The sequence below is a fragment of the Streptomyces sp. NPDC059740 genome (assembly GCF_042733155.1).
Taxonomy (GTDB): Bacteria; Actinomycetota; Actinomycetes; order Streptomycetales; family Streptomycetaceae; genus Streptomyces.
Genome location: NZ_JBHWGP010000006.1, coordinates 277,587 through 298,035, shown reverse-complemented (window position 1 = coordinate 298,035; position 20,449 = coordinate 277,587). Strand labels below are relative to the sequence as shown.

General features: G+C 70.9%; 20 protein-coding genes. 15 read left to right on the top strand and 5 right to left on the bottom strand.

Translation table 11 applies throughout. The features are described 5' to 3' along the window. The first annotated feature begins 17 nt into the window (after nt 1-17). Nucleotides 18-632, top strand: a complete 615-nt coding sequence (locus ACFV3R_RS11140) for a carbon-nitrogen hydrolase family protein (RefSeq protein ID WP_385579134.1) — start codon at nt 18-20, stop codon at nt 630-632. Between the two features lie 64 nt (nt 633-696). Here the strand turns inward: ACFV3R_RS11140 and ACFV3R_RS11135 are convergent, their stop codons facing one another. Continuing rightward, nucleotides 697-2,007 carry an XRE family transcriptional regulator gene (locus tag ACFV3R_RS11135; protein WP_385579131.1) on the bottom strand — a complete coding sequence of 437 codons (1,311 nt, stop codon included), beginning with the start codon at nt 2,005-2,007 and terminating at the stop codon, nt 697-699. A gap of 202 nt (nt 2,008-2,209) precedes the next feature. On the opposite strand from ACFV3R_RS11135, the gene ACFV3R_RS11130 reads away from it, so the two are divergent. From ACFV3R_RS11130 to ACFV3R_RS11090, 9 genes are all read left to right on the top strand, one after another. Then, complete coding sequence (locus tag ACFV3R_RS11130) at nt 2,210-3,304, top strand: hypothetical protein (RefSeq protein ID WP_385579128.1); 1,095 nt, start codon at nt 2,210-2,212, stop codon at nt 3,302-3,304. Further along, nucleotides 3,301-4,200 (top strand): hypothetical protein, encoded by a 900-nt coding sequence (locus tag ACFV3R_RS11125; protein ID WP_385579125.1) that lies wholly within the window; start codon nt 3,301-3,303, stop codon nt 4,198-4,200. The genes ACFV3R_RS11130 and ACFV3R_RS11125 overlap by 4 nt, the downstream gene beginning before the upstream one ends. A gap of 86 nt (nt 4,201-4,286) precedes the next feature. Next, on the top strand, nt 4,287-5,093 hold the full coding sequence (locus tag ACFV3R_RS11120; RefSeq protein WP_385579122.1) for a hypothetical protein: 807 nt from the start codon (nt 4,287-4,289) through the stop codon (nt 5,091-5,093). Then, complete coding sequence (locus ACFV3R_RS11115) at nt 5,090-5,893, top strand: AP endonuclease (protein WP_385579119.1); 804 nt, start codon at nt 5,090-5,092, stop codon at nt 5,891-5,893. The genes ACFV3R_RS11120 and ACFV3R_RS11115 overlap by 4 nt, the downstream gene beginning before the upstream one ends. Before the next feature lie 37 nt (nt 5,894-5,930). Next, complete coding sequence (locus ACFV3R_RS11110) at nt 5,931-6,971, top strand: phosphotransferase enzyme family protein (protein WP_385579116.1); 1,041 nt, start codon at nt 5,931-5,933, stop codon at nt 6,969-6,971. 45 nt (nt 6,972-7,016) lie between these two features. Further along, on the top strand, nt 7,017-9,731 hold the full coding sequence (locus ACFV3R_RS11105) for a Gfo/Idh/MocA family oxidoreductase (protein WP_385579113.1): 2,715 nt from the start codon (nt 7,017-7,019) through the stop codon (nt 9,729-9,731). A gap of 54 nt (nt 9,732-9,785) precedes the next feature. Next, nucleotides 9,786-10,997: a hypothetical protein gene (locus tag ACFV3R_RS11100; RefSeq protein WP_385579110.1), complete on the top strand. Its 1,212-nt coding sequence runs from the start codon at nt 9,786-9,788 to the stop codon at nt 10,995-10,997. A gap of 84 nt (nt 10,998-11,081) precedes the next feature. After that, complete coding sequence (locus tag ACFV3R_RS11095; RefSeq protein WP_385579107.1) at nt 11,082-11,270, top strand: hypothetical protein; 189 nt, start codon at nt 11,082-11,084, stop codon at nt 11,268-11,270. Next, nucleotides 11,249-12,022 carry a glycosyltransferase family 2 protein gene (locus tag ACFV3R_RS11090; protein WP_385579105.1) on the top strand — a complete coding sequence of 258 codons (774 nt, stop codon included), beginning with the start codon at nt 11,249-11,251 and terminating at the stop codon, nt 12,020-12,022. Before ACFV3R_RS11095 ends, ACFV3R_RS11090 begins: the two co-directional genes overlap by 22 nt. Here ACFV3R_RS11090 and ACFV3R_RS11085 read toward each other — a convergent pair. From ACFV3R_RS11085 to ACFV3R_RS11075, 3 genes are read right to left on the bottom strand one after another with little or no spacing between them, the layout of a single operon-like run. Then, nucleotides 12,019-12,900: a WbqC family protein gene (locus tag ACFV3R_RS11085; protein ID WP_385579102.1), complete on the bottom strand. Its 882-nt coding sequence runs from the start codon at nt 12,898-12,900 to the stop codon at nt 12,019-12,021. The two genes, ACFV3R_RS11090 and ACFV3R_RS11085, sit on opposite strands and share 4 nt — an antisense overlap. Next, complete coding sequence (locus ACFV3R_RS11080; protein WP_385579098.1) at nt 12,845-13,510, bottom strand: YdcF family protein; 666 nt, start codon at nt 13,508-13,510, stop codon at nt 12,845-12,847. Before ACFV3R_RS11080 ends, ACFV3R_RS11085 begins: the two co-directional genes overlap by 56 nt. Nucleotides 13,511-13,527: 17 nt before the next feature. Further along, nucleotides 13,528-14,631, bottom strand: a complete 1,104-nt coding sequence (locus ACFV3R_RS11075) for a helix-turn-helix domain-containing protein (RefSeq protein ID WP_385579095.1) — start codon at nt 14,629-14,631, stop codon at nt 13,528-13,530. Nucleotides 14,632-14,790: 159 nt separating this feature from the next. Here ACFV3R_RS11075 and ACFV3R_RS11070 point away from each other — a divergent pair, with 159 nt between their 5' ends. The 5 genes from ACFV3R_RS11070 to ACFV3R_RS11050 all read left to right on the top strand — a co-directional run bounded on the left by ACFV3R_RS11070 (nt 14,791) and on the right by ACFV3R_RS11050 (nt 17,639). Then, nucleotides 14,791-15,216 carry a hypothetical protein gene (locus ACFV3R_RS11070; protein ID WP_385579092.1) on the top strand — a complete coding sequence of 142 codons (426 nt, stop codon included), beginning with the start codon at nt 14,791-14,793 and terminating at the stop codon, nt 15,214-15,216. An 8-nt stretch (nt 15,217-15,224) separates the two neighbouring features. Then, a complete protein-coding gene (locus ACFV3R_RS11065; RefSeq protein ID WP_385579153.1) occupies nt 15,225-15,626 on the top strand; it encodes an ATP-binding protein in 402 nt (133 codons plus the stop codon). Nucleotides 15,627-15,790: 164 nt separating this feature from the next. Then, nucleotides 15,791-16,093 (top strand): hypothetical protein, encoded by a 303-nt coding sequence (locus ACFV3R_RS11060; RefSeq protein ID WP_385579089.1) that lies wholly within the window; start codon nt 15,791-15,793, stop codon nt 16,091-16,093. A 177-nt stretch (nt 16,094-16,270) separates the two neighbouring features. Next, nucleotides 16,271-16,858: a hypothetical protein gene (locus ACFV3R_RS11055; RefSeq protein WP_385579086.1), complete on the top strand. Its 588-nt coding sequence runs from the start codon at nt 16,271-16,273 to the stop codon at nt 16,856-16,858. 43 nt (nt 16,859-16,901) lie between these two features. Then, nucleotides 16,902-17,639, top strand: a complete 738-nt coding sequence (locus ACFV3R_RS11050; protein ID WP_385579083.1) for a hypothetical protein — start codon at nt 16,902-16,904, stop codon at nt 17,637-17,639. Between the two features lie 63 nt (nt 17,640-17,702). Here ACFV3R_RS11050 and ACFV3R_RS11045 read toward each other — a convergent pair whose 3' ends face one another. Beyond that, the gene (locus ACFV3R_RS11045; protein WP_385579080.1) at nt 17,703-20,357 is read right to left on the bottom strand and encodes a hypothetical protein; all 2,655 of its coding nucleotides are present in this window, start codon (nt 20,355-20,357) and stop codon (nt 17,703-17,705) included. Nucleotides 20,358-20,449 lie beyond the last annotated feature (92 nt).

The following is a 20,449-nucleotide window of genomic DNA, read 5'->3' as shown; positions in this document are numbered from 1 at the left end:
CCCAGTGCATCGAATAGATGCCCGCTGGGTTCGGCGGGAGGCTGCGCGGAAAAGACCCGGAACATCGGGACCTCGCCGCGCAGCCCACCCAGTACATCGTCTCCGACCAGGGCCGCCTGGTTGCCCGCTACGACAAGCGATTCCTCTCCCACACCGAGGTCTCCTACCTGTACTCGCCAGGGAGGGATCCCCTCGTCTTCGAAGTGGACGGCATGCGGTTCGGCTGCGCGCTCTGCATCGAGGCCAACTTCCCGGAACTCTTTGCCGAGTACGAGCGCCTCAACGTCGACTGCGTCCTGCTGTCGGTCATGGTCGATGACGCGCCCCGTGCTCGTGTAGCCCAGGCGTACGGGACGCTATACAACTACTGGCTCGGCTACTCCGTCCCGGCGCAGTTCAGCGCCACAGCACCATCTGGGATCGTGGCTCCCGGCGGACGCTGGATGGCGCGCTGTCCTGCCAACGGATATCCGGCCCTGGCGATCGCGGACATCGATCTCGACTCACAGGACCCGGACATCAGCATCGCGATGCGCCACGCCCGCCCGTGGCGTCGCATCGCCCGAGCCGGCCTCTACGACGAGCACGTTCCCGTGGGTGATTCCCGCAGCGAAACCCGCACTGCCTTCTGAGCGGGGCGCCCTTCACATGCCGGGCGTAGTCGGCAGCCGAAGCGCAGACCGGTCCACCGCGGACTCAGTGCGCCAGGGCAACGTCATGCAACAAGCGTTCAACACTGTGGTCGGAACTCAGCGGGTCAAAGGTGGTGGACAAGTCGCGGATCTGCTGAACGCAGCGGGAGGCGCCGATCTGCTGGGCGAGGCTCAGAGAGTCGCGAGCAAGCTCGGCGGCCTGGGTGACATCTCCGTGGGCGAGCAGGCTTTCCGCCTCGTACGCGAGGAACACCGCCTTGGTCTTGTCCCGTGCCTGGGGCAGCAGGGCGAGTCCTTGACTGATCTGCTCGTGGGCGCGCTGGGGCTGCCTCAAGTCGATCAGGCATCTGCCGGTGTCCACCGCCAGGTCGGCCGGACTCATCCAGGCGCACCAGCGCGGTGCCGCATCGGTTGCCGAGTTCAGGGACTTCTCGGCCTGGGCGAGGTCGCGGTAGCAGGCCCTGGACTCCTGAAGCATGGCGTGGGCCCGTGCTTTGCGCAGGAACAGCAAGGACCGGGCGGTCGGGTTGGTGGTGCGGGAGAGGGCGTGTTCCAGGCCCTCGGCGGCGGCTCGGGGCTGGCCGAGCCAGATGTTCTGATAGGCGATGTCCGAAAGTGCGCCGGCTCCCATATCGGTGTCCCCGGCCTGGTGGGCGGCGTGGACGGCGGCGTGCCAATACCGGTTGGCCGCGGCGTGGTGCTCGTGGTCGAAGCGGTGCCAGCCGATGGTCTGGCTGAGGCCGGCGGCGAGTGCGTGCAGCCGGGTCTCCAGGTTGCTGCTGTAGCTGCCGTGTTCGAGGAGATCGACGACGGTCATCAGGTGCCCGTCCAACAGGGCGCCGGTGTGCTGGCGGTGTGCGGTCGGCAGGCTGGTGAGATCGCGGGCGGTCTTCTCCAGCCAGTCGACAAACGCGGGGTCCACCGGTCGCCCGTTGGTAGCGCCGGCGGCCAGGGCTGGGTCGATCGTGGCCCACTGGAGTGCGAGTGCGCTGAGGGCGGCCGGTGTGTAGGTCAGGAAGGTGCGACGGTCGACGGCCATCTGCGCGGCCTTTCTCAGGACGGTGATGGTGAGCCCGGTGCCGAGGGGAGCGGGCGTTTCCTGGCCGGGCAGCCAGTGCGGCCAGCCCAGAGCGGTCACGCGGTCATGGGGGACCTCGAAGACGTCTGCCAGGAGGTCTTGGGAGAATTCGTCCGGCGTGACGCTCGTCTCCCACAGGGAAACGCGCTGGCGGCTGGTGCCTGCCCGGCGGTCGCGGCGGCGCGCTGCTTCCTTCACGCGCCGGGCGAGCTCCGTCTGGGACCAACCGTGCAGCCACCGCGCGTACGCCAGAGGATGCCGGATGAGTTCGTCCACCACCTCATCGAAGCATCCAGGCATGGTCCGCCGCGCTGTTTTGCCCTTGGCGGGATGACAGGGGGATGACATGCGAACACTGGTGCGAGCAGAGCCCGTTGACCTGTAATCGGCTCGGTGGCACGGCCGCGCGGATGGTCCGCGACGGTGTTTCGGCGGGAGGGCAGGGCTGATGGTGGCTGACGTTGTGCACGGTGATCGCGTGGCAGGGGCCACTGGGCGGGATGGCCACGGTGCTCTTCAGCTGGACGGCATCTCGTTACGCATCCTGACGCCGAACGCCGAGGTTCTCCATGCCGTCATGGGCATGCTCGTCCCGGCATGCTCCGCGGTCGAGCCGGCTGCGGCGGTGCAGTGGACGCTGAGGGTGGAAGAGCACCGCACGGGAGTCGGTGATGAGGGCGATCTGTTCCAGGGCCGGCTGCTCCTCGAACTTCCCTACGGGGGACGCCGGCTGGCCGTGGTGGGCATGGACGACGGTGTGATGCGGCTGGTGGCGGCCTACCAACGGGGCGCGCGGCCGGTGGTGATGGAGGTCGACGCGCGACAGCGTGTGACACGGTTGCTGGTGAGGCCGGGCGACGGGGTCGGGCTGCGGTGGGCGGACTATCTGGCGAGGGTGTTCTTCGCGTCCCGTTTGCTGGGATCGGGGTGGCGAATGCTGCATGCCTCGGCGGTCGCCGTCGACGGCAGGGCGCTGGTGTTCCTGGCGGGCAGACACGGCGGCAAGTCGACGCTCGCTCACCGGGCGGTGCGGAACCTGGGGGCACGGTTCCTCGCGGACGACCTGGTGCTGATCGGCCCGAGCGGGACGGTGGTCGGGTGGCCGACCCGCGTCGCGGTCCCCGCGCAACTCGCCGGTGATGCCGCCGGTCGGCGCGAGCGCCGGGTCGTGGCCGGTGTGGTGCGCGAACGGGTGCTGTTCACTCCGGCGCAGCACCGTGCGACGCTCGGCGTCGAGTACTCGCCGCCTGCTCCCCTGGGCGCAGTGGTGATCGTGGACGGCAGCGGAGCGGCTGAGGCGGGCGTCCGGGCGGAGGCGGCGGACGCACAGACGCTGGATCGGGCAGTTGCCGGGGCAGCGGACGTCCCGCAGCAACTGCTGTACGTGAGTGATCCGCTGGGGTTGATGGGCGGGCCGCGGCTGGCGGACCAGGCCGCCGGGGCAGCGCCACTTGCGGGGCTGTTGGCCGGGGTGCCCGCCGCGGTCCTGCGCGTGGCCGTGGAGCGGCTGCCGCAGGCGCCCGTCTGGCAGGCCGTGGAAGGTGTCGTCTCCGGGCTGGGGAGAGGCCGGTGAACACGATCGGCCGTGGCGTCTACGAGGTCGTGAGTGCGGGTCGGAGCCTGGTGGTGGACGCCGATGCGACGCTGGAGCGGCGGTGGGAGTCGATCGCGCCGCATCTCCCCGGCGTGCTGCCGGCCGGCCTGCGGGCCGGCGCCGGTCCGGTGACGGTTCGGCTGCCGGCCGGCGTGGCGGATGGGGACGCGCGCCGGTTGCTGAACGCCCATCTGCATCTGCTGCACCTCTCCCGCGGCACGCTGTGCGTGCATGCCGTGGCAGTCCAGCGTCCGGTCGACGGCCGGGTCGCGGTGCTGCTCGGCGGGCACGGCGCGGGCAAGACGCTTGCCGCGCTGGCCCTGGTGCGCCGGGACTGGCGGGTGCTGGCCGGTGACGTGGCGCTGGTGGAGTGTTCCTCGCGCGGCGGGCAGCCCCGGGTGCTGGGTGGCACGGCCGCGTTCCTCGCCCGGCGCGTGCCGACGCGCCGCTGGTTCCCCGGCCTTGAGCTGGCGGCAGGCGGCCCCGACCGGGTGGACTTGAGCCTGCTGCCGGGTCTGTGGGAGCCGCTGCCGCTCGACCTGGGCGCTGGAGGGGTCTCGGTCGCGGCAGTGGTGGACGTGGACGGGGACCCTGCCGCCGGTGCGGGGATGGTCGAGGTGCTCGACGCTCACACGGCGGTGAACGTGTGGTGGCGGGCCAGCGGTCACCTGCTGGAGCGGCTGCTCGACGAACATGCGATCGTGCTCCGTCAGTTGGAAGACTCTGCGGCCGCCTCGCACCGCCTGGAGCGGGTGCGGGAACTGGCCGGCGCGATCCGGCTGCACGCGGTGTGGGGTGCCCCGGACGTGATCGCCGACCGGATCGAGGACCTGGCCCGCACCGGCGCACCTGCACAGACTGCGGAGGTCAACTGATGTCGAGGGAGAAGCCCGCGCCGCGCCGGTACGCCGGAGCCCGGGTGCGGGTCGGCAAAGGACGAGCACGTCTCCTGCCCGCGGCCGTGCCCGGACCAGGCCTGGTGGCCGGCCAGTTCAGCGTGATCAGCCCCGGAACCGAGCGCCGGCACCTGGCCGGCGCGGACCGCGAGGCCGGCTACATGACCCTCGGCCGGACCGATCCCACCGCGGGCTGGGTGCTGGCCCCGGTGCCGCACGGCGCCGCCTTCGACCCGGCCTGCCCCGGGGCGGTGACGGCCCCGCCGGGGATGACGCCGCGCCTGGTGGCACTGGCCCGGTTCCAGCAGATGGCGAGCCTGGGCCTTGACCGGGCGCCCGCCGCCGGGCTGGATGACGCGGTGGTCGTCGGGTCCGGACCGGTCGCGGTGGGCTGTGTACTGGAGCTGTGCCGCCGCGGCGCCACCCGGATCACGGTGGTGACCTCACGCCGGCACGCCCCGATCGGCCGCGCCCCCGGGGTACGGTGCGTGCCGCCGGACGGTGCCGAGCGCGGGCAATTGGTCATCGACGCGGCCAGCACTCCGTCGTGCGCGGCGGGACTGACCGCGCCCGGAGGCGTCCTCGGACTGCTCGGCACCCCCGGGCCCGGCGACGTTCTCCCGGCGCTTCAGGTGCACCGGGGCGGCTGGACGGTGGTGGGCATGCACGAGCTGGCTCCGGCGGCAGACGGCGCGTACCAGGACGCCTTCACGACGGTGGCGCTCTGGCTCGCCGGGAACCTCGATCCCGCCCTCGCCGACGCGTGGTGCCGCACGGTGCCCGGCGCACTCGCGCCGGAACTGCTCGCGCTGCTCGATGCACCCGGCCGGCCGACCGAACCGGTCCTGCTGCTGGACTGGAGGACGCCGTGACCGCGCCCGGCGGTGTTGGGCTGTACAGCATCGGCGTGCGAGGCCTGGGCGTGCCTGAGCTGCTGGAGTGGGCCGTCGAGCAGGGAGTTCCCTTCGTGCATCTGCGGGGCGGACCGCGCGGCTGCGACCTGGCCCGGCAGACCCCTGACGTGCTCGCACACTGGCGGCGGGCGGCGCAGCGGTGGGTGCCGGTCACCGGGGTGACGGCCGACCTGGACCTGGCCGACCTGTTCGACCTCGCCGCATCCGAGCGGGCGAGGGCCCGCACCGAGTTGGAGCGCCTGGCGGCCGCGGCCGTCGCGCTCGGCGCCGGGTGGGTGAGGCTACTGGGCCGCACCGTGCCGGAGGGTCCGTTGCTGGAGGCGATGCTCGGCTCCCGGCTGCCGCAGGCCCGGCTGCCGCTGCTGGTCGAGCTCCACCACCCCGGCTGGCTCGCCCCCGAAGCGCTGGACGCCCTGGAGGAGATGATGGGGCGGTGGCCGCAGCTGCGGCTGCTCGCCGACACCACCCAGCTCGCCGCCGCCCGGCTGGCGGCGAGCGGCGATGCGGACACCGCGCTGGAACGGGTCCTCCACTTCACCCGGGTGCTGCACCTGTCCGACGACGGCACCGGCCTGGACGCTGCGGGCCGGAACCTGGTCGCCGGGCGGGCCCGGAGGCGGATCGCCGACGGCCAGCACATGGAGGTCGCCGTGGAGTGGACCGGCCAACCCCGCACGCCCCAGGCGTGCTTGAGCCGCTACGGGGATGCCTGCCGCGAGTGGGCGCAGCGCGTCGGGCCACCCCCGTGCAGGCCATAGGGTGTTCACCCGATCACGAGAAGTTACAGGAGGGGTCGTGTTGGACCCGCAAGCGCAGTCTGAACTCACCGCGGTGCTGGCCAGCGCCTACGGCCTGACCAGCATCGAGCTGGAGCGGCTGCCGGTCGGCCAGGTCACCGTCAACTACCGCGCCCGCATCGGCAACCAGGTGCTCTTCGTCAAGCACTACCAGGGCGGCGAGACCGACCTGGGGGCCGAGCAGGCCGCGGTCGACCAGACGCAGCTGGCCGGCCTGCACCAGGTGCCGGTCGCCGCCGTGCGGCCCTCGACCGACGGCGACACTGTCGTACGGCGAGGCGGGATCGCCGTCTCGGTGTGGGAGTGGGTCCCTGGCGTGGTCGTCGAGGACGGTCTGAGCCCTGCCCAGCAACGCGCCGCCGGTCATGCGCTGGGCCGCATCCACACTGCGTTCGCCGACCACCCGGCCGGATCCGGCCCGTCGGCCCGGCTGGAGAAGTGGATGAACCCGGACCTGGACAAGCTGGACGCCACCACCGGCAAGCTGCTGGGTATCGCGGGCGAGCGGGCCCAGCGTGATGAGTTCGACGAGCAGGCGCTGCGGACCCTGGCCGAGCGGCGCGCGGTGCTGCCCCGGATCCCCGAGCTCCTGGCCGGCCTTCCGCCTCTGAGCACCCAGGTCCTGCACGGCGACTACTCCGCCGTCAACCTGCTGTTCCAGGGCGACGAGCTCACCGCCGTGCTGGACTTCCTGCCCCCCGACCCGTTCCTGGTCGCCTACGAGCTGGGCCGGATCGCGTTCGACCCGCGCACGGTCGTCCTGGACGAGGACTGGATCGCCGCTGGGGTGAACCTGGTCGGCGCCTACCTTCAGACCAACCCGAACCTGCCGGCGCACGACGTGACGGCCTGCGCGCGGGTGGCGCTGCTCCAGCTGCTGACCAGCCTCTACGGCGTCAAGCAGCACTACCTCAAGCCAGGCCTGATCCAGGAGGACCTGGACCAGTTCTGGCTCCTGCGGCACGCCGCGGCCAAGCGCCTGCTGGATCACCTCGGCGACGTCGAGAGCGCCCTGACCCAGGCGGCGCACCACCGTTGACCGCGTCCGCCCCGCCGGGGCGGACGACGAAGAGAGGGAGTGGGGATGATCACGACGGCCATATCTGGGGACCAGTGGGCGGTCCTGCGCGGACCGATCAGCGGCGAGGCGGTCACCGCCGCCGCGAGGGCGCTGGCCGCGCGCCACCAGCTGGACTGCGCGCACGAGGAGCCCGGCTCGCTCCGGCTCACCGCCCCAGCGAGCTCGCGCACCCTGGTCACCGTGCGCTTCAGGAGTGTGCCGCCGCAGGCGCCACGCACCCTGGGCTTCCAGGTGCCGCCGCCGGCCGCCGTGGACATCCTGATCGACCCGCACCCCGGCGGGAGCCAGCTCGCCGCCGAGCTCCACGACGCGATCGCCGCCCGCGTGCTGCCCTACACCCGCAGCGAACTGGACGGCATCTGGGCCGCCATGCCGCTGCTGGAGCACTACAGCCGTCCCCACCCGGCCTTCGAGGACTGGGCGCTGCTCTTCCGCGATCACTACCTGGAGCACAGCACCGGCTTCGTCCTCGCGATGGAACGCGCCGGCATCCCCACCGAGTGGATCTTCACCCTGGACAAAGGCGACCGGACCTGGAACCGGGACCGGGTCCACGCCACCTTCCTGGCACGCGGGTACCGCAGCGACGTCCTGGACAACACGGCCATCAACGACCCCGAAGCCCACCAGGTCCAGCTCGCACGGGTCGGCGCCGACATCGACACCTTTCTCGACACCGCGCACGCGGCCGGCCGGCGGGTTCTGGTCGTCGACGACGGCGGACTGCTGGCCCGCGGCTACGGCGCACTCGGCGCGCCCCGCACTGTGGACGCCGCGCTGGAGCTGACCGTCAGCGGCATCAAGCGCATCGCCGCCGCCGGCCCACTCGCGATCCCCGTGCTGAACATGGCCCGCTCCCAGGTCAAGTCCCGCCTGGGGTACCGCGAGATCGCCGACTCCTGCCTTCGCAGGCTGCGCGCACTGCTATCTGACCGAAAGATCATCGGCCGTCAGATCCTGCTCCTGGGCCACGGCACCCTCGGCTCCCGCCTCGCCGCACAGTTACGCGACCTGGGCTGCCGCGTCGACATCGTCGACACGGACCTGATCGCCCTCATCGACGCCGCCGAGAACGGCTTCACCACCTACCGCACCGCCGGCCAGGCCCTGGCCGCCTCCCACCCGTTCCTCATCATCGGCACCACCGGCGAACTCGCCCTGACCGACACCGACCTGGCCGCCCTGCCCGACGGCGTGTTCCTCGCCCCGTTCGCCACCCGCGACTTCTCCGCCCTGACCGAAGGCCCCCACCGCGCCGACGCCACCGAAATCCCCGGCGTGGGCCTGCGCTTTGGCCTCCCCGGCGGCCGGACGGTCACCGTGCTGGGCAACGGCCGCTCCATGAACCTCTTCGAGGCCGACTCAATCCCCAGCCAGGGATACGACGCCTACCGCGCCGGCACCCTCATCGCCGCAGCCGCCCTGTGCGCCGACCCCGGCCGCGTACCGGCCGGGCTCCACACCGCCCCGGCCGACGCTGCCATCACCGACGCCGGACTGTGGGACGCCTACTACGACCTGTACGCGGCCCCGGGCGCCACCGGCCAGCCGGCCGCGAAACCCACCGGCCCGACGGGCGAGGGTGCTCAGGCTGTACTACGGCGGGCAGCGATCGTGGGATACGGCGTCGCCGGACGCCTGCACACCGAAATCCTCACCGCCCTTGGTGCCACCCCGGCCGTCATCGACCCCAAGCACCAGGACCTGCCCGCCTCGCTGCGCAGCTTCCCCCACCAGGTCAGCGAACTGCCCGAGGCGGTGGCCGCGGACATCGACCTGTGGTCGATCTGTTGCCCCACCGCCGAGCACCTGCCCGTCCTGCGCGCTGTGCTCGCCCACAACCCGGCCGCCCGCGTCCTGATGGAAAAGCCGGCCTGCCGCGGGCACGAGATCGACGCCTTCACGCGCCTGCTGGCCGAACACCCCGCCGCCCGGATCGTCGTCAACGACCAGTACCGGCACTCCACCACACTGCCCGCGTTCACCGAGCTCATCGCCACGCTCGAACCCGGCGCCCCCCTCGACAAGGTCTCGGTGGTCTTCACCAAGGACCGGCGCCCCGACAGCGCCTCCGGCCGCTTCATCGACCGCGACTACGGCGTGCTCGGCTACGAATGGCTCCACATGCTCGCCGTCACCCGCGGCATCCTGCCCGCACCGGCATGGGAGCACTACCTGGCCTCCGACCCGGCCACCACCACAACCGAGCCGGTCTACGACCCGCGCCTCTTCGTCGCCGCCCTGACCGAGCGCACCGACCTGCCCCACCCTGGGACCCAGGGCGGCATGCGGCTGGAACTGACGTCCTCGATCCTCGGTCCAGGCCAGGCCGACGACATCGCCCCCGCACCCCGCCCGCCCTGGCGCCAGGGCCTGCGCGCGGCCGACGACCGCTACCGCCACATCACCGTCCACGCCGGCCGTACCCGTTTCACCCTCCATCTCGAACCCGTTACCGCCCCCGCCGGCTGGCAGCTCGAACGCAACCACCACCGGATCACCGCGGTGCGCGACGGAGCCGTCCTGCACGACGAAGTCCTCGCTGACTCCCCGCTCCAGACCTCAGTACGCCACGCAGCCACACTCCTGTTCGCCGACACGCCCCCACCCGCACCCGACCTCGTGCCGCTGCGCCGAATCGCACGGCTTGCCGAGATCCTGCGCGAGAGGGCACCGCACGATCTCACCGCCTCTAACGCGTCCCGGCCCAGCGCATAGCCGCCCCTGCCCCGCCCCGGCCGCCTGCCGGGCCGACCGGAAGGCCCCGCCGTGATGCACACCCTCTCCCTGACCGCCGGCCAGCAGACCGTCACCATCCGCTCCAACACACCCGGCGTCACCGACTGGGCGACCACATACTTCGGCCGCTACTGGAATGCCTCGCCGACCCAGGACACCACCGTCGTCCACGGCCCGGTGGTCACCGTCATCGACAGTGACGACCAGGCCCCCGCCGCCATGGCCCACACCCACCACGCCGTCTTCGCCCGAGAACCCATCGGCTACACGCGCCACCTCGACAACACCGTCACCGCGCACACCCTGACCGACCCCGTCATCGCCTTCCGGTACAACCCCGACGAGCAGCACCTGCAGATCAGCAGCCGACAAGCCCTCCAGCCGACCGCCCGCCCGGGCCGACCCACACGGCTGGCGACCGCCACCACGCGCTTCGCCCGCGAGATGATGCGAGCCCGACTCATCGCCGCTGGGTGGGTCCTGCTTCACGCCTCCGCCGCGGTACTTCCCGGCGGACACGCCCTGCTCACCCTGGGTGACTCCGGCGCAGGCAAGACGACGACCGCGCTCACCCTGGCCTCCACCGGCGCCGAACTCCTCGCCAACGACTGCTGCTTCGCCCGTCCCAACACCTCCGGCAGCCTCGACCTCCTGCCGTGGCCCGCCGCAGCCGCAGTAGGCCTCGGACTACTCCACGCGCTCCACCTCGCCGACTCCGCCCGCGCCCACCTCCAGACCGGCGAACTACCTCACCCCACCCAGGACCAGCGAGTCACCGACGCTCTCACCACCGGCCGCCCCGGCGCCTTGACGTCCGCCTCCGGCCGAGAGTTGAAGGCACATATCTGGCCCGAGCAGCTCACCCGCTGGTTCGGGCTGCCCCTGGCCACCACGGGCATCGCAGCTGAGGTTCTTCTCCCACGCATCGTCTCCTCCCCCAGTGCCCCGGCCCGCGTGAACGACGATCGCAGCGCCGAAGTCACCACCAGCGTCTTCGTGACCTCGGACGAGGAGCGCTACCCCGACCTCTTCGGCTTCATCGACGGAAACAATGCGGGAACACCCAAGGCCCGTCTCGAAGTCCTTCAGCGCCTGAACCGCCTGCCACGACAGGCCGTCGACCTGAGCTATGACCAGGCAGCCAATACACGACTGCTCCTCGCACTCGCAGCGTCGCTACAGGCTGACGGCAGGTCCTGCTCGAAAACGGCCTTCTTCCCGCCGAGTTGGGCGGGACTGGAGTAGGAGAGGCTGAAGACCCAACCGATGACTTCGTCCACGCTGCGCGACAGGGTGTGGTCCCGCGCGGTGTCGACGCGGAGCGAGGTAGTGACTGCGGACGTCATGACGATCTGCACCCGGGGGCACGAGGTCGCTGGGCCGCTGCCGGAGGCAATGGCCCACCTCGGCGGCGCGCACGGCGAGCGTCAGTCCCACGTAGCCTTGGCCGGCGACAACAACCTCCATGACGACTCGAATCTGGGTAAGGAGCGGCTGTGCCGCTGGTTTCTGTGGTGATGCCGGTGCACAATTCGGCAGCCACACTCGGGCCTTCAGTCCGGTCGGTGCTGGCGCAGACCCACACCGATGTCGAACTGCTGATCACGGACGACGCGTCCTCGGACGACTCGATGGATCTGCTGAGAGAGTTGGCCCGGCAGGACGAGCGCGTCCTGCCGGAGGCGGCGGTCCGGCAGGGGGGCGCGGCCCGGGCCCGGAACCTTGCCATCGCGCGGGCCCGGGGTGACTACATCGCCTTCCTCGACAGCGACGACATGTGGCTCCCGACGAAGGTCGAGAAGCAGCTTGCCTTCGCCGCGACGGCCGGGACGCCCCTCACGTTCACCTCGTACTACAAGATGGACGCCCAGTACGCGGGCGAGGCCGCCGACTTCGTCCCGAACGGGCGTGTGGTGTGGGCGCCGGAGCGCGTGGACTACCGCGCGATGCTGGTCCATGACCACATCGGCGCCCTGACTGCCATGTACGACCGCAGGGTGGTCGGAACCAGGCTGATGCCGGACATGCCGAAACGCCAGGACTACGCGCTTTGGCTGTCGATCATGCGAGACGGGACCCCCGCGCGGGCGCTGCGGGAACCCTTGGCGGTGTACCGGGCGCAGCGGGCCGGATCGCTCTCATCGAACAAGCTGAGCCTCGTCCCGTACAACTGGAACCTGTACCGCCAGCAGGAACAGCTCTCGTTGCTCCGGTCGGCGCGGGCTCTGGCCGGGGCGGCATGGCACTCGGTGCGGAAGTCGCACATCTAGCGCCCGTTCACGTGGCGTGCCTGCGGCGAGCCACGACGGACCTTCAGGGGTACATCCCTTGCTCGAGGAAGTGGCGGCCGCGGCCGGGCCACGGTCTTCAACATCGCCTGTGGCGCTGCGGCGAGTGTGTGGAAGCGGGCAGCCACGGCCTGCGGGCCGAGCGCGGACAGCGCCCAGAGCGCGCTGATTCGGCGACCGGTAGACCAGATCCCGGTCGCCGGCGGCTGGAACGACGCCACGGCAATGTCCTGTTCCGCGAACGGAGCGGGGTCGAGATAGGTCATGCCGCCGGTCCCACACAGGTACGCGCGGGCACCGGTCGCGGCGGCAAGGTCGGCTAGCCGCTGGGAGCGGCCCGGCCGGGCGGGCAGATCGCTGCTGGTGAGGATTCGTCCCGGCCAGCCGAGAAGGGCCAGCAGGAGGCGGGTGGATATCTCGGCGACCGTCGCGGTCCGCCCGGTGCTAAAGGCGTCCAGCACCGGGCCCAGGGCCCCGCCGAGGGCAGGCCAGTGGGGGCTGCTCCCATAGTGCTGGCGCAGCATGCTCTCGGTCCTGCGGCGCGCGAGAGCCGCTTCGTCGATCAGCGCGTCCCGGATGAGGGTGGACCGCCCGCTGGGCAGGTGGGTGGGGATGGTCAGCCACTGTTGGCGGGCCGGATCGTCGAGGCCAGCGAGGCGGGCTCGGTGCTGGTAGTCGCGGCGGGTGAACTGCACGTCGTCCAGGACGATCCAGTAGTCCGCCGCGAACAGCTTGGCCAGCGTGGTCAGCCGGGGAAAGAGGTTCGGCTGGTGGATCGCGCACAGCCCGCCCGGGGCGGGCAGGTCACGAGATGAGGCGGCTGGTGAAGCCGTCGCGGATGAGGGACTCGTATGCGGCATGCACGTCCTCCAGGACCTCCTGCTCGATGGCGAAGCCGAGCTTCGGATACTCGATGACCCGCTGGAGGTCACCGACGAGCATGTCCAGGACGAGCTTCTCGTCGCCGATGGACTTCAGGTAGTCGTCGAACTCCAGCGGCTCCGACGCGCACAGGATGTCGACGTCGGGCCACAGCCGGCGGGCGGTCGCGAACGACCGCCTTTCCATGTAGGGCTTGGAGACCAGCAGCACCGTCTTGGGATGGATGCCGACAGCGGCGAGGACCTCGCGGGAGAGGGTGATGTTCTGCCCGGTGTTCGCCGCGTTCGGCTCGAGCAGGATCGCCTCGGCGGGGACACCAAGCTCGATGGCGTGCTCGCGGTAGTGGACGGCCTCGCCGCGGGGGAAGACCTTGGCGGTGGTGGGGCTGTTGCCGCCGGTGAACACCAAGGTCGGAAAGAGACCGGAACGGTACAGCTCGGCGGCATGTGAGGCGACGCCGAGGTCGTGGCTGCCCAGCCCGATCGCCACGTCGACGGGGCGCAGCTCGTGGTGCATCTGGTGGTAGTCCCAGATCAGCGCAGCCTGGCGCCACTGGTCTTCGGTGATGGCCTGCTGGTTGTCGCTCACGCGTGTGTTCTCCCTGGTCACCGTCGCCGGGGGCCGGCCGGCCCCTCGCTCATGGCCTTGATGCCCTCGATGCTGCGCAGCTGGTGCACGAGTCCGTACTGCGCGGCCTGCCGGGCGGCCTGGTCGAGGACGAGGTGTCCATCATCCCGGGTCGCCGGATCGGAGAGCAGGATGTGGCCATGAGCGGTGTCCAGTCGTACGCGTTGCATCGGTGATTCGGTGGTTCCGCTGCTGCGGGCGATGTCGATGAAGTGCAGGGCCTGGGTGAGGTCGCCGGCGCCGCGGCGGGCGAGGGCGAGTTTCTGGTGGGCCACCGACCAGTCGTCCGGTTCGGTCAGGTCTTCGAATTCGCGGGTGGCGGCCTGCATGACGCGGGTCGCGTAGTCGTGCTGGCCATCCTTGCTCAGCGAGGTGCCCACCCACAGCTTCGCGCGGGCGCGGTCGCGGCGGGAGAGCCGGTCGTCGACGGCGAGGGTTTCGTAGTGGCGGGCGGCGAGCTCCAGCTTGCCGGACATCTCGGTGACGACCGCGAGGGAGAGGTCGAGCTGGGCGACGCGGCGGGGGATGTCGAGCTGGGTGAAGATGGCGCGGGCGTCGGCGTAGGAGCGGCGGGCGGAGAGCGGGCCGAGGACTGCGCCCTGGTCGCGTTTGAGGTCGCCGAGCAGAGCGGTGGACCGGGCGAAGAGGTACAGGCCCTTCTCGTCGAGGTCGGAGGCTCTGAACCGGGTGAGCCACCGGTTCAGGAGGCTGTCGGCGAAGGTGAAGTTCTGCCGGGACAGGGCAACCACGACGCGGTCGAGGTCGTCGGCCCAGCTCTCGTACTCCCAGGCCCGGGGGCCGGAGGCGGTGACGCGGTGCCCGCCGGTGCTCGGCCCGGTGCTGGTCATCTCGGACAGGATCGTCTCGAACCGCAGGTGGACGGCGGCGTCCGCGCGGCTGAGGGCGGTGTCCAGGATGGCCTGGGTGTCCGGCCGGGGCTCGATGCCGGCGAGCTTGCTCTCCCACTTGGACACGGTCGCGACGGCCAGGCCGAGCTGCTGGGCGAAGGCCCGCACGCTCAGGCGCAGAGCGCCCCGCAGAGCCTTGGCCTCCAGGCCGGTCCAGTGGTGCACGGTCGCCACGCGTTGTCACTCCCTTCCACCCGTCATCGAAGCACGGTCCGCACAGTCGGCGGGACGGAAGTGGAACGGAAGTAGAACGCCTGGTAGTTGGCGACGACTTGGGGAGCGGCCACGCTCGGAACGCCACCTCTTTGTCGAGCATCTTGGACGGTCCCCAGCATGGAACCCCTCACCGAGCAGCGCCCGGTCAACAGCCCGGTCGTCTACGGCTTCCTGCGGCTGGTGCGGGTCTCCCGAGCACGGCAGGACGCTCTGGTCGGCTCGCTCGCCGAGTACTGCCGCACCCACGAACTGCAGCTGTCCGGCGTCTTCAGCGACCGCGACGCCACGGCCGGGCCCGCCTCAGCGGCGTTCACCGGGCTGCTGGACGTGCTCGCGCTGCCGGACGTCTACGGCGTGATCGCCCCGGCCATGTCGCACCTGGGACCGAAGACCATAGCCGCTGAACGCGGGCGGCGGATCGAGGCGGCCGGCTCACGGCTGCTGCTGGTCCGCACGCCCCGGACCACCCACCACGCCGTCTCCCGAAGCGGCCCTGTCCGACGCCACCCCCGCACCACCCGCGTCCTGGACGCCGAGTCATGAGGACCATGATGGCCAAAACGACCCAACGGTTCTTCGACGCCCGGCCCGACTCGATTAGCCAGGCGAGAACCTTCACCACCGAGGCCCTGGCCGAATGGGACCTGCCGGACCGTGTCGAGGACATCCGGCTCTGCGTTTCGGAACTCGCCACCAACGCCGTGGTCCATGGAACCGTGCCCGGTCACGGCTTCCTGGTCAAACTCGCCGCCGAGGAAGAAGCGGTGCGCATGGAAGTGCACGACAGCCGCCGTCAGCGCCCCGAGGCCCGGCAGGCCGCCGACACGGACACCTCTGGACGCGGGCTGATCCTGGTGAACGCGCTTGCCGACGGCTGGGGAGTTCAGGACCGCACCCCGTCCGGGAAGATCGTCTGGTGCTGCTTCAAGGCCGCGGGGGGCACGACAGCATGAGTGTCCTGCTCGCCTCACCTGGCCCTGATCTGCGGCTGCTGGTGTCTCTTGCCGCGTGGACGTGGCCCGGCACTCGCCCGGATGGTCAGGAAGCCGCGCACATCCTGATCACCCAAGCCCCCGCCTTGGTCGGCCCGGGCACCGCCGAGACAGCCGAGTCCCGGATGAGGCGGCTGTCCGCCAGCCTGGGTGGCCTGGCCGGCGCCCGGGAGGTTGTCCCGAAGCTGGAGCGCTGCCTGCAGATCGTCGGCGACCAGGTGCTGATGCACGTGCCCGGAGTCTCCCGCCGGCTGCGGCTGCCCACCCGCCGCCCCTGGACGGAACTGGTCGCACGCAACGGTGAGGCGCTCCTGCTCCTGGGACTGGATCCGCTGCCGCAGTCCGCCGACGCCACGCGGGTCGACACGTACCTGGATGCGTCGCTCGCGGCCGACCGGCTGCTGTTCGGCCGCGCCCGGACCCGCTGAAGCCTCATTGTGTCGCACCGCATCCGCACCTCGAGGAAGCCGACGCCCTCGAAGCGGAGGGGGCACGGCCGCCAAGGGGTGCCAACCGGCCAGATGTGGCCGATCTGCGACTTCACCCGCGAGCGCGGGCAACCGCGACTGAGAATCAGGGCGTTGGTACCTGGCACGGGAGGAACCTTGACCGACCTGCACGAACCGCTGGAACCGCTGGCGAGCTACCCCGAAGAACTGCCCCCGCCCCGCCAGCGCGGCGACGTGAACCTGGTGGGCCTGCTCGGCGTCGCCGACGACCTCGCCCGCAGCCTGGCGGCGCTGAAGATCAGGGTGCAGCCCTACGACCCGAAGACCTCGCTCGTCAGCCCCGAGAAGGCACGGGAGAACACGGAGAAGGAAGTCGACCGGCTCCTGGGCACAGCCGTCTACCTCCAGCGTCACGCCCACGCCGCGATGCTCGGGCGGTGCGTGCTCGGTGCGGACTCCAAGGAGGACTGCTCCACGGAGGGCGCCAATCTCCAGCTCAACGTCTGGGACGACAACGCCCGGCGGCGGGACGTGGTCGAAGACGGCACCACCGGCTGCGTCGCCCACACCGTCGAAGCCGCCCGCCGGACCATGGCCGACCCCGCCAGCCGCAAGATCCTGCTGGCCTTCGTCCGCGACGACGAAGGCACGGAAGTCGCCCGCGCTCTCGGACTCGGACCGGACGACACCGCGCAGTTCCTCGACCGCGGCCTGGTCCTGCGCCCCGAACACCGCCTCTCCTGACCCCGCCGCCCGAGCCGTCCCCAGCCCGTATTGGAGCGCCACGTTGCCCTACGAGCCAGTCGACCTGAACCTGACCGACCCGACGAACGGCTTCATGCACTTCGTCCTCTACACCGAGGCGCGCCTCGGCATCGCCTCGTCGTCGCTGAACGCGGAGCTGGACATCGAGGCGCAGCAGACCGTGACACTGCACTTCCAGGAGTGGCTCGGCAGGCTGGTGCGGTGCGAGCCGAACGCGCTGCACTGCACGCTGGTGGAGTCGACGCATATCCCGACTCTGTTCCACCCGTGCGTCACGGAGGACCCCAGCAGCCCGTCGGCGATCTCCGGCTCGGGCTGCGTGTGCCGCCGGACCTTTTACGACCCCGAGTTCGGGCTGCCCGTCGTCGGCAAGCACTTCAAGCACCGCGGCGAGGGCGGCACGGACCAGTGGAGCTACAAGACGTTCGCTCCTCTCGCCCTGCGCCCTGGCGACACCTTCAGCAGCTTCCACACCGGCCGCAGCCTGTTCTGGGCGCGGACGGAGAAGGGGGACCTGTCGATCCTCCCGCAGCGCGAGGGCCACGGGTACGGCGTCGGCTACGGCGGCGGAGGCCCGCACACCCTGGCCGCCTACCTCACCCAGCTCGCCGAAACGGACGGCCAGAACACCGCCGTCGGCACGTCGTATTCGCCCGAGGACGCACATCCCGCGATCCTCAACTGGACCCAGAGCAGCGCGGCCAACCGCGGCACGAATGAGCTGTCGCTCAGCGCCCTCAAGGCCATGGTGCAGAGCTGACCGCCGCCACGCGCGGACGCCCCAGCCGTCCGTGGGGCGTCCGCGCGTGGCGGCCCGTTGCGGTCAGCCCATCTCGTCTTCGTGCCGGAGGCCGTGGAACATCATCGAGGTTCCCCCTTCGGGTAGGTACCACCCGTCCGCGGCCATGTACGGCGGGATGTAGGTCGGGTTGGTGTCGGTGTTCAGCTCCGATTCCGGGTCGGTGATGTCCCGGATCACCCGGCGCTGGACCTCCCGGAAGTCGTAGGTGTCGGGTCCGTCGACCTCCCAGGCGATGTCGCGCAGTACGACCTCGTGGTCGTTGGGACCGTCCGTCGCGGTGGCCGTCTCGATCATGGGGTGGGCCTCGATCAGTCCGCCGTACAGGCACAGAACGATGAGGAGCTGGCAGACGCGGTCGGCGAAGTCGCCGAAGCCGTACTCCTGGCCGCAGCCGCAGGACGGGTCGTGGGCGTGGACGTCGAATTCCACCTCGTAGGGCTTGCCGGTCAGCGCGTACGCGGGCAGGACCTGGGTCTGTCCGCTTGGGCAGGGGTGCGCGGTGTCGAACAGGTTGATCCACACCTTCACCCTCGTGGCCGCGAATCCCGTGTATTCGGCTTCGAGGGCCTTCTCAAGGCGCTGGTGGGCGGCGTAGGCCTTCTCGTCGACGCTCTTCCAGCCCTCGCCGAGCCGGTGTCCTGCCAGATGCAGGAACTGGTTGGTCAGCAGCGACAGTTCATCGAGCGTGGGGAGCGGGCCGTCCGTCGTGCCAGAGTTCGTCTCTTTCACCGGGACGTCGTCCTCGGAGTCGGAGGAGCTGGGAGAGGGCCAGACCTGGGTGAGGTCGTCTCCGGGGCCGGCTCGGCGGACCAGCGCGATGTCGGACAGCGTCAGCCCGAACTCGGAATGCCCGTCCCATACCCTCAGCCACGGCAGATCCCGGGGTCCGGCGCTGTGGGGGTGGACGCTGGTGGCGTCGACGCAGATTTGCACGGGTTCGGGAAGCTGTCCGTCGGGACCGAACCACAGCACGTTCACCCTCGTTTTCGCGGGGAGGTACTGCTGTGCCTGGCGCAGTGCGTGGGGGGCGTGGTCCGATGGAATCCACCAGCCGTTGCGGTCCCACGCCTGGTCGGCGTCGACCGCTTCGCACCCGTCGAGGTCGTAGAGGGCTTCAGCCGCCTGCTGGCGGGCTTCGTCCCGGACCGCCCGGCACAGGTCGCTCCCGGGCGCGGTGCTGCCCAGGCCCTGGGCATCGGCTCCGGCCACTGCTGCTCCGTCCCAGACCGGGACGCCGGGCGGAGTGAAGGGGATCTTGCCCAGGATGACAGCGACCTGGTTCGCGCGGTCGATCTCGTGGGTGCGCTGGGCGTCGGCTCGACTCCGGGCGGGGCGGTCGTCATCGGGCTGCGCTCCGTACCGGCGGCGGGGGTCGTCGGGTTCGTCGTCGAGGCTGTGCCCGAGGAGCATCGGGAACAGCTGGTGCGTGAGGAGTGCTTCGAGCCCGTACTCGACGTTCGAGGCGTCCCCGGTGACGGCGAACGGCTTCATGGTCTGTCCGAGCCCGTCGCCAAGGGACTGGACGACGTGGAAGGGTGTGCGGTGGCGGTCGCGCTCATAGCCCTGGGTCGTGAAGGCCACGGCATAGGCGATGGCGGCCGGCCACAGGGCGTCCCTCCAGCGCACTTCGGATTCCCGGCACAGGGCCTTCGCCGCGGCGCGGGCGGCGGGGTCGTAGCGGTCGACGGCGTCGACGAGCGCGGCGAGGGTCGCGCCGGCGCCGAGGTGCGTGAACGCCTCGTGCCGGTGAGCGGGTGGCGGGAGCCAGATCCAGGACCGCTCCAGTGGCTCACCCCAGCGTTCCATGACGATCGGCCAGCCGCCGCGCTCCTTCAGCGCGCGGTCGAGCCGGGCACCCAGGTTGGGGCCGCAGGTCAGGGCGAGTACGGCCGCGACCGCGTCCCATCCCGCCGGAGCAGCCAGGTCGTCGTGGAGGAGTCGGTCGAGTTTGACCGCGAGGTACGGGAGATCGGTGCGGTAGGCCTGGTCGCCATCGAAGATGCAGGCGGGGCACACGGGGACGGCGCTGCGGGAGTTCTTCAGCAGATGGTGCTCGGGGTATCGGTCTCCGCAGATCGGACACGGCGTGGTGGAGAACTCCTCCGCGCCCCGGACCCGGCGGAGCCGGGTCTTGCCGAGCTTGGAGTCCATGCGTCGCGCAGTGACGCGGACGGCTTCGGTGGAGCAGTCCGCGAGGCCGTCCTCGAAGTCCTCGACGGTCGCGTTGCCCGACGGGCACGTTGCCATCAGGTACAGGGGCTTGGTCAGGTCTGATTGGTCCGGGTCGTCCGGATCGAGGTCATCGCCGTCGGCGTCGTCATCTGCACGTCCCACGGACAAGCTCAATCCCGCGACCGGCCCCGCGTACACCCTGAGGCCGAAGCAGTCCACCTCTGATTCGTGGCGGCCGGCGCCCCAGCCCAGGAGACGGAACTCGGCAATCAGGGCCTTCAGGTAGTCCTTCGCCAGCAGGGATCCCGGGGTGGGGGCGATCGCAGCCGGGTCGGTGAGGATCCGAACGGCTTCCGCACGACCGGCCGCGTCCAGGACCGAGGGCAGCAGGTTGCGATCGGCGGCGTCGACGACGCGTTCCAGAGCCCGCTGGTATCCGCAGCCCGTCGCCTTGTTAAGCGCCCGTGCGATCTGTTGGCGGTTGGTGAGGTTCTTCGATGACAAGACAGCTCCTGCACGCTCTGCGTCATGCCGTCCCACCACGACAAACGCCGAGTGCGCAAGGGCGGTCAAAGACGATGGAAGCGCCGTGCATC